This window comes from Coprococcus intestinihominis, from assembly GCF_040096555.1.
GTDB lineage: Bacteria > Bacillota > Clostridia > Lachnospirales > Lachnospiraceae > Coprococcus_A > Coprococcus_A intestinihominis.
Map to the genome: position 1 here is coordinate 1 of NZ_JBBMEK010000126.1, position 9,169 is coordinate 9,169.

At 46.6% G+C, this 9,169-nt stretch carries 11 protein-coding genes; all 11 read left to right on the forward strand.

Annotated features, from left to right (window positions below; genetic code table 11):
* The coding region (locus WMO25_RS10385) for an alpha/beta fold hydrolase (protein ID WP_349085254.1) at positions 1 to 402 on the forward strand (402 nt) is incomplete at its 5' end.
* 55 nt (positions 403 to 457) lie between these two features.
* Positions 458 to 1,342, forward strand: a complete 885-nt coding sequence (locus WMO25_RS10390) for an alpha/beta fold hydrolase (protein WP_349085255.1) — start codon at positions 458 to 460, stop codon at positions 1,340 to 1,342.
* 48 nt (positions 1,343 to 1,390) lie between these two features.
* The gene (locus WMO25_RS10395; protein ID WP_349085256.1) at positions 1,391 to 2,140 is read left to right on the forward strand and encodes a CPBP family intramembrane glutamic endopeptidase; all 750 of its coding nucleotides are present in this window, start codon (positions 1,391 to 1,393) and stop codon (positions 2,138 to 2,140) included.
* A gap of 6 nt (positions 2,141 to 2,146) precedes the next feature.
* Positions 2,147 to 2,452: a hypothetical protein gene (locus WMO25_RS10400; RefSeq protein WP_349085258.1), complete on the forward strand. Its 306-nt coding sequence runs from the start codon at positions 2,147 to 2,149 to the stop codon at positions 2,450 to 2,452.
* 57 nt (positions 2,453 to 2,509) lie between these two features.
* Positions 2,510 to 3,109, forward strand: coding sequence for a methyltransferase family protein (locus tag WMO25_RS10405; protein ID WP_349085260.1), 600 nt, complete (start codon positions 2,510 to 2,512; stop codon positions 3,107 to 3,109).
* Positions 3,110 to 3,286: 177 nt separating this feature from the next.
* Positions 3,287 to 4,180 (forward strand): tyrosine-protein phosphatase, encoded by an 894-nt coding sequence (locus WMO25_RS10410; protein WP_349085262.1) that lies wholly within the window; start codon positions 3,287 to 3,289, stop codon positions 4,178 to 4,180.
* Between the two features lie 2 nt (positions 4,181 to 4,182).
* Positions 4,183 to 4,698, forward strand: a complete 516-nt coding sequence (locus WMO25_RS10415) for a GNAT family N-acetyltransferase (RefSeq protein WP_349085264.1) — start codon at positions 4,183 to 4,185, stop codon at positions 4,696 to 4,698.
* Positions 4,699 to 5,183: 485 nt separating this feature from the next.
* The gene (locus WMO25_RS10420; RefSeq protein ID WP_349085266.1) at positions 5,184 to 5,990 is read left to right on the forward strand and encodes a hypothetical protein; all 807 of its coding nucleotides are present in this window, start codon (positions 5,184 to 5,186) and stop codon (positions 5,988 to 5,990) included.
* Between the two features lie 89 nt (positions 5,991 to 6,079).
* The gene (locus WMO25_RS10425) at positions 6,080 to 7,198 is read left to right on the forward strand and encodes an erythromycin esterase family protein (protein WP_349085268.1); all 1,119 of its coding nucleotides are present in this window, start codon (positions 6,080 to 6,082) and stop codon (positions 7,196 to 7,198) included.
* A gap of 286 nt (positions 7,199 to 7,484) precedes the next feature.
* Positions 7,485 to 7,634: a hypothetical protein gene (locus WMO25_RS10430; RefSeq protein ID WP_349085270.1), complete on the forward strand. Its 150-nt coding sequence runs from the start codon at positions 7,485 to 7,487 to the stop codon at positions 7,632 to 7,634.
* Positions 7,635 to 8,039: 405 nt separating this feature from the next.
* Positions 8,040 to 9,077, forward strand: coding sequence for a helix-turn-helix domain-containing protein (locus WMO25_RS10435; protein ID WP_349085271.1), 1,038 nt, complete (start codon positions 8,040 to 8,042; stop codon positions 9,075 to 9,077).
* Positions 9,078 to 9,169: the final 92 nt, after the last annotated feature.

Genomic DNA, 9,169 nt, shown 5'->3' on the forward strand with positions numbered 1-9,169 from the left:
GAGCCAGTCTATCGCTACTATCCGTGGAAGGCCCTCTTAAAGTCCGGGACAAAGGGCGTTGCCCTGTCGGAATACGGAAGGAACCTGATGCGGGACATGATGCTGGTGTATGACGGCGACCAGAAGCGCTACGCAAAGATTGCCGGTCACGGCTTCCGAATCCTTGCCGAGGCGGTGGAGCGGGATTTGCCCTATGAAATCAAATGCCCCGCCCTGCTCATCTGCGGCGAACAGGACAAGGCGGGGTCTTGCGTTAGATACAACAAGGCGTGGCATGAGGACACCGGAATTCCCCTGGAATGGCTCAAAGATGCTGGGCACAACTCCAACACCGACCAGCCGAAAATCGTAAACTGGCTGATCGAACAGCTGGCTCAGCGGGCGAAGTGTCTGGAGGCTTGATTTTACGAAATCAGTGACTGAAAAGAGAAGGTGTAAGCGAATGTGGAGTTACATAGTGGGGGGAGTATTCCTTGCCCTGGCAATGTATTTCATTGTCCAGGGGATACGATGCGGCGCGGCGGTGAGGGAAAGCAAAAACCGTCTTGCCGCTTACAATGCTCAGACGGCGGCATTAAGCTACGGCGATATAACTTATGTCGATTCGGGTGAGGGCGAGGTGATTTTATCCGTCCACGGCATTTTCGGCGGCTATGACCAGGCTTATGACACCTGTAAGGACTTTTGCTCCGACTATCGGATCATCGCTCCCTCACGGTTCGGATACCTGGGAAGCGACGTTTCCGGCGACGGAACGCCCGCCAGGCAGGCGGCGGCCTATGTGGAGCTGCTGGACAAGCTGGGCATTGACAAGGTTTACCTGCTGGCCACATCGGCAGGCGGCAGCGTCGCGATCCGATTTGCCCTTGATTATCCCCAGCGCACGAAGGGTCTGATTTTATACTGCTCCGCCATGCCGCCTGTGGAGAAGCCGGAGAAATATGCCGAATATGCCGGGCCGCCCCCGTTCCTGTGCAACGATTACATCATGTTCCTGTTAACCCCTATGTTTGAGCCGATCATGGGGATGGAGCCGTCCACCATTTACAGTATGCTGCCCATAAACGACAGAAAAGTCGGCGTGATACTGGACGCTTCCGTTACCAACCCCGATATGGCGAGGGACTTTGGGGAGTATCCGATTGAGGATTTACAGGTTCCCACGCTGATTTTCCACGCAAAGGACGATAAGCTGGCAAGCTACATCGAAACGGAGAGGGCGGTAGCAAGATTCCCAAATTGCACGTTCATTTCCTTTGAAAGCGGTGGGCATTTGCTGACGGGACACGCAGAGGAAATCAAAGAAGCGGTTTCCGATTTTGTGGAAGACAGATCGCATTGACAGAACTTCTTTTGGCACATTGCCGGGGAATGGGACAGGAGGCTCAAAATGAAACGGAAAGACAGAATCGTACTGAAAACCGCCGGGGCAATGCTTGTGCTGCTGCTGTTCTTTTTCGCGCAAGGAGCAATCGTGGTGATCACGGGAATAGAGGGCATTCCCTCCGCGCTGATCAGGGGTGCTGTGATCTGGGGGCTTGTAATTATCACATTGGCGAATTCCATCATCCGATACAAAGGAATCTCAAAGCTGGGATTTCGCAGTGCGGAAAAAGGGGCGGCAAAGAGAATGCTCTATTTTTCGCCGCTTTTGCTCATTGCCCTTTCCCCTTTTACGGTGGGAATAAACTTTAACGGTGGTGCGGCATTGATTTTAGCAAACTTGTTATTGACGTTTGGAATCGGTATGGCGGAGGAAATTTTCTTTCGGGGGATCATCTGCGGCCTGTGGCTGGGGCACGGCGAGGGAAAGGCAATGATAATCTCATCCGTTCTATTCGGGTTCAGCCATCTCCTGAACATAGCTGGCGGCGCGGAATTGGGGGAAACAGTTCTCCAGATCTGCTTCGCCCTGGTCTACGGAATGGTATTTGCCCTGATTTTCGCTGAAAGCGGCAGTCTTCTCCCCTGCGTACTGCTCCACGCTCTGCATGACTTCTGTTCCTTCATCAGCGGGGAGGCTTCCGCGCAGTTTGAGATATTTCTGGGCGCGGTACAGTTTATCGTCTTGCTGGTCTATTTCCTCTATCTGTTCCGAATAACTGCTCGCAAAAGAGAACCGGATATGAAAGGCAGATGAAAACCGATGAAAAAGTATCAAATCATGTACTACGTGGGAGCGGTGATCAGCCTGCTGGTGGGGCTGTGGCACTTTACCGTGATCCTGTGGGGCAAAATGGTGTTTGCAGGAAAACCGGAGGCGTTCTATCTCTACGGCTTTTTACTGGCGCTTTGGCTTTTCCGGGTGGCTGTGGTTGTGATCTATCCCTGCCCGCCGGAATCAAACGTGTGGATGTCCTACGGGCAGCTGAGCGGCTCTGTTCTGGTATGTCTTCTGCTGCTTGTACCGTTTATCCGAGTGGCCTGCACAAGGAAGAATCAAAAAAAGTAACAGGTCGCCTTGCGTTTTGCTCATGGCTAAAACAAGATTCATTTGAGGAGTTGCATAATGAAATATCCGATGGAAGAACTTCTCCCTTATTCCCTGCTTGCCCTTTTTGTGCTGGCAGTGTTTTACGGCATATATTTTGCCAAGATGCTGGCGCAGAAGCGCCGCGGCATCCGGACGCGGCAAATCGGACAGCGGAAAGAAAAGTCCATTCACACAGTGGAACTACTGATGAGCATGGCCACGCTGGGCGTTGTGATTGCACAGCTTTTGTCCATAGCGTTAGGCTGGAGCTGCCTTGCGACAAACGCTCGCTTTACCGGCTTTGGCACCGGGATGATCGGTGATCTGATCTTTCTCCTTTCCGTTCTCAGTATGAAGGATAGCTGGAGGGCGGGCATCCCGGATCAGGATCGCACAGAGCTGGTCACATCCGGCATCTATCGGTTCAGCCGCAATCCGGCCTTTCTCGGCTTTGACCTCATGTATATCGGTGTGATGCTGATGTACTGTAACTTGCTGACCGTGCCGCTTACAGTGTTTGCCATTGTGATGCTGCATTTACAAATTTTGCAGGAGGAACGGTATCTGGAGGAAACATTTGGCGCGGCGTACCGGGAATACAAGCGGCATACATTCCGCTATCTTGGGCGGCGATAAAGGATGGTGTATAACCATATTGATTGGACAGATTTTGTTGTAGAGTAAAGGCAACACCTCACAAAGCCGTCAGGCGGTCTTTGCGCAGTGGTGTCTTAAAAGAAAAAGGTAGTGAAAATTTATGCGTGACTTTATGATGGCGGCGCTGCCGCTGGTGGTGACCGGGATCGCTTTGCTGTGTTCTTAGCCGGACTGGCAGAAAAGAAAAAGAAGCAGGAAAAGAAAAACGGCTATGAGGCCATGGGGATGAGCCTGGGGATGTGCTTCGGGGCCGCCGTTGGCACCATTTTCCCGGAGTACATCGGCGTCACCCTGTCTATGGGGATGCTCGTCGGACTGCTGGTCGGTATGTGCGTAAAAAATTGTGAGGAGGATACCAATGAATTTTTGCCAAAAGGAGGATTGGAGGGCAGCCGTATGGGTTCTTTGCTGAAATCAACGAGGAATACGAGAGCGCTGCCCACGAGAACCTTGCGGTATATCAGAAGCGATTATCCGGGGAACCTTTCGGATGAAGAAGTCAGCTGGCTGCGAAAAAATGGCGTTACTACAATCATTGACCTGCGGGAAAAGACGGAATATGCGCAAAAGCCGTGCAGACTGGAGACGGAAAGCGGGTTTACCTACTATCATCTGCCTGTTACCGGGGGCGGAGTCGTACCAGAATCTCCGGATTCTGTTGCCGATGCTTATATCAAGATGATAGATGGACAGATGGAGCGGATTATTTGCGTCATTTTGAAGGCGGAACGCAATGTGCTGTACTTTTGCGGCGCGGGAAAAGACAGAACCGGCGTGGTTTCCGCGATCTTGCTGAAACAGCTCGGATTCAGCGACAGCGTGATCATCGAGGATTACATGAAAACGAAGGACAACCTGTTGGACTTCCTGAAAGCGTTCGCTGCAAAGCATCCGGAGGTAAACATTCATACCATTCTCCCAAGAGAGGAGAATATAAAAAAGGTTTTGGCTGCCCTTTCCCAAATCGAGGAGAAAGCGCAAAGCGTTTTTACCGGAGAAGCGGATATAAAGAAACGAAATATCGGATCAAACCTGGAGGTATATAAGTGAGTATGGAGAAAAAGGCACCGTTTATGATTACGCAGGCGCGGCCGGAGGACGCCGCCGCCCTGCTGGACTATTTGAAATGCGTCGGTGGAGAGACGGACAATCTCAGCTTCGGCCCGGAGGGCGTACCGTTGGATGTAGAGGCGGAAACGCAGTATCTGGCCGTGCAGGTCGCTTCAAAGGACAATGTGCAGTATCTTGCCTGGGCGGACGGTCAAATCATCGGAGATGCCAGTCTGAACCGCAAGCCGAGGCGCATGAGCCATCGGGGCGAGTTCGGGATCAGCGTGCGAAAAGCCTATTGGGGCTGCGGGGCCGCCTCCGCGCTCATGGAAGCCATTCTTGCGTTTGCTGTTGAAAACGGCTTTGAGCAGATCAATCTGGAGGTCCGAAGCGACAATCTCCGTGCCATCCGGCTCTATGAGAAGTTCGGCTTCCGCAAGCTGTGTACCTTCCCGGCCTTCTTCAAGCTGAACGGGCAGTACATTGACTTTGATCTGATGAACCGGGACATGCGCTAAGCAGTCATGAGTAAGATTTTTTGAAAGAGGAGAAAATGAAATGAAAAAAATACTGAATAAACTTTTCATCATAGCAAGTTTAGGTTTGATCGTAGCGGGTGCAATCTTTCTATGCGTCAGCATTTTTGACGGAAATGAGACCACGACACCATTGGCAATCGCAGTAGTGTGTATATTGCTGTCAAACCTTTTTAATGTGATTCGGATGAATATGGATAAGAAATAGCAACTTGATCATGTTCAATCAAACCAAATCTGAATCCGGAAAGAAAACCATTATGAAACAGCAAAAATTTTTCGTTATCGTTATAACCGTCTGTGCCCTCCTGCTATCTCTGGCCGGGTGCGCGTCCAGCTCCGCCTTTGACGGCAGCAACGCAAAGAACGCGGATTCCTACCACTTGGATGTCAAAACCATGAACGGCACGGACACCCACACCCTGGAGCTGAAGCAGGGTGATACGCTCAAAATTTTATTCGAGACGGTGAACGGGTCGCTGGAGATGAAGATCACTTCACCGGACGGAACCGCGCTTTACCAGGGGGATGGAACAGTGAAGGAATTTACCGTGGAGGCTCCTGTGGACGGTCCCTACGCAATCGTCGTCGCGGGGCAGAAGGCAAAGGGCAGCATCCATATTGATGTGGAAAAAGTGCCTGCGAGTACGGAACCGGCGGAGACACCGGAGCCGTCGAATTCCACTGTGGAAGAAGAAATCCTTCCCGCTGAGGCTCCTACCAGGGAAACGACGGACACCTCCGTTTCCATCGCGCCACCGGTGCAGGAGCATAATAATCCGGATGCCGTGACAGCGGACGATCTGGTTGGCCCGTGGCATCTGGTGGAAGATGAAAAAGACAATGCCACCGCTATGGAGGCGATCCCCGGCGCTATGGAGTTCGGCAGCAGCATGGAGATCACAAGCGATGGCCATATCTCATGGCACATTGGAGCGGAGGGCGGAACCGGTACATATTTGCTGAGTGGCGATATTCTCTCCGCCGACATGACCAATGACTTTGACCAAAGCTCCATGAAAATGGAGTTTACGGCTGAGAAAACGGATGACGGGACTTTCCTGTACACAGAATATAAGGGGCTCTTGCTTTGCTGGTCCCAGGGCGAGGGCGAAACAGGAAAGGGTGGAGATGATGAAGCTGAGTCGGGTTATCCGGGAGCGGATGTGGTAGAGATTGTGAATCTCCGCGGCGACACGACAACGGTATATAAATTAGCGGACGGCACCTATGCAGGTGTCAGATTTTTCGAAATTATAAGCGTGAAAAGATGAGAGGAGTTGGTTGACGGATGAAAAAAGATCATGCAAAAAAGCGATATATTGGAAAGATAATAGTGGCGTTTCTATTTGGAGCTGCAATCATGGCATTCATAAGATATATATCTTATGGGGGCATGAACTCCGGAACACAGGTAAATAATGAAGAATTTCTGAAAGTTGCAGAGGAAATCGATGATATTGCGATACCGGAAAATGTAAAGATATTCGCTCTTGGAGAGGCGACCCACGGAAATAAAGAATTTCAAGAATTAAAGCTTGATTTGTTTAGAAAAATGGTCGAGGAATATAACTGCAAGGCCTTTGCCTTAGAAGCAGATTATGGTGGATGCTTATTGGTAAATCAATATATACACGGTGAGGGGAAATTTACGGAAGATGATGCAGTGAAAGCACTTGCTTTTCATATTTACCAGACGGATGAAATGAGGGCATTGATTCGCTATATGGCAGATTATAATAAACAGGCAAAACCGGAAGAGATGTTAAGCTTTTATGGGTTTGATATGCAAAACTCCGACTTGGATCAAAAATGTGTAGATGAAGCATTTTCAGAACTTAAGATGCAGTATACCGATATGGAAGATGCTGCGGAAACTTTAAAGAATATACCGGGGATGGAAATGTATGCGCAGGCAGCGAGATGTTATCTGCAAAATCAGGAGCTTAGTAAAGCGTCAAATGTAGATTATGCAAAAATAAGGGATCATTATATGGCTGAAAACATCGACTGGATTTATGAGCATGTTCAGAAAGGAAACGAATCTATGCTTATGATTTCGGGGCATAACGGACATGTGGCGAAGAAGAGTACATATACTACATTCATGGGTAAAGAACTGTTTGAAAAATATGGTGATGACTATTTTGTCATTGGCACAGATTTTTACAAAACAGAATGCAATTTGCCTGGAAAAAATGGAAAAAGAATTACACGAAAATTTTATTCTGCTGACCCTTTGGCAAATACAGCGCATGCTCTTGGGATGGATATGACGTATCTTGATTTTAATAAACTGCAGAAATCAGAAGAAATAAAGAAAATTATCAATCAGAGTATGCTGATGGGATCACTCGGAGAGGGTTATAGCTTTTTGAATAAGATCTTACCGAATAGTTACAGAATCAATGATGTCCCAGCAGAATTATATGACGGAATGATTATTGTGATAAATGCGACACCAACAGATATAAAGCATTAATGAAAAAATATGGAGGGAGGAACAAATGATGATATAGGATATTTATCCACACAAATTACATAATGAATATGACAACGATATCGTACCTTGCAAGGACGATATCGTTCTTTGCTTCGATGGTGAAAACTTGCTTGTAAAATTGGATGGGAAGATGATTTTTCCTAAGGTTTCAGATTTTGAAGAGGGAACAGAATTTACATATTTGTTTAAACTGGATGATTAGCCATTTTTTCTGCTGAGAGGTACAGATCGTATCATAAAACATGTTGGTGAAGAAAATGAGGCAGTGATCGAAAGTGAAAAACTGAAAGAATTCGAACTGATAGAATCCAGATCAATTCGGTATAAGGGGATCGGAGAAAAGCATGAGATCGAGCGTCATGCAGATGGGACTGTAACCAGAAAAGCCAAGAGGTACACTGGGAAGAAAGAGTGAATGGTTTATTATGGAGTTTAGCAACTCGTCATTTTTGGATTTGGTAAATCCCGAAAAATTATTTTTTATAGGGAACAGAAACCTTCAGTTTGTATGTACGGTAAATCTAAACTGTATTTTAGCAACATATCTTGAGTGGGGGCAGAAAGTGCCCCCACTTTCACTATTTGGGGGGGGCGAAAAGCGCCGTCAAAATCATAAAGTGGGGGCGGAAAGCGCCACCAAAGTGATAAAATGGGGGCAAAAGCGCCCCCACATAGAATAAACAAAGGGTTCAAGGGGAAAAACATTTCCTGCTGGTTAATTAAATTGAATAAAAATTAAATACTGTTCAATTGTGCAATCTATATGAATCTGATATGCTGAGGATACAAAAGCTTTTGAATTTTTTAGGAGATGATGCAAATGGATATAGGCGTTGTTATAAAAAAATATAGAAAAGAAGCTGGTATGACGCAGGAGGAGATGGCAAACAGATTAGGCGTGACGACACCGGCTGTAAACAAATGGGAGAATAGTAATTCCAAGCCGGATATTGAATTGCTGGCACCAATTGCGAGACTGCTTGATATTTCGCTTGATACATTACTTTCTTTTCATGAAAATCTTTCAGATACTGAAATCGAAGAAATTATCAGGAAGATGGACAGGATGTTTTCAGAAGAAGGCTATGAAAAGACTTATGAATGGGCATTGAGGCTTATAAAGGAATATCCGAATTGTAATATGCTTATCTGGCAGGCTGCGGTAATGCTTGATGCAAGAAGAATAACAGATAAATGCACGAATCCGGAAAAATATGATAAGCAGATTAACGCATGGTATGAGCTGGCACTACATGATGAGAATGAAGAGATACAGCATCATGCAGCAGATTCCTTATTTGGATTTTATTTACGTAAGAAGAATTACACCAAGGCGGAAAAATATCTGGACTATTTTTCAGAACACGATCCTATGAAAAGTTATTATCAGGGAAGATTACTCCAGGAGCAGGGGAAAATCAAAGAAGCATATGAGAAATATGAAAATGTTATTTTTTCTGGCTTTAGTACACTTAATTTTGTGCTTTCCACAATGGCTGGACTGGCATTGCGGGAAAATGATATCGGTTATGCGAGATTTCTGTCAGGGAAAGTACAGGCAGTTGCTCATACATTGGAAATGGGAAAATATAATGAGTATTCGCCAATGCTTGATATTGTATGTGCAGGGAAAGATGTAAAGGGAACATATAAGGTAGTAAAACATCTTCTTGATAATGTGGGTACTATGTATGATTTTAGAAAGTCTGGTTTATATAAGCATATGAAGTTCAGAGATATTGATGAAGCTATATTAGATGGTGTAAAAGAAAAACTTCTTGAAGGATTCAGGAATGGGGAAGAGTTCGGCTACATGGCAGGATATGAACCGTGGGAGAAATTAATCTTTGACAGATAAGTTTTTTTGAAAACTGCCGTTTGGTAAAATCTATTAGCGGATGAACTTACAAAAGAATATGGAAAAAGCTTTTCAAAAAGAAATCTGCAATA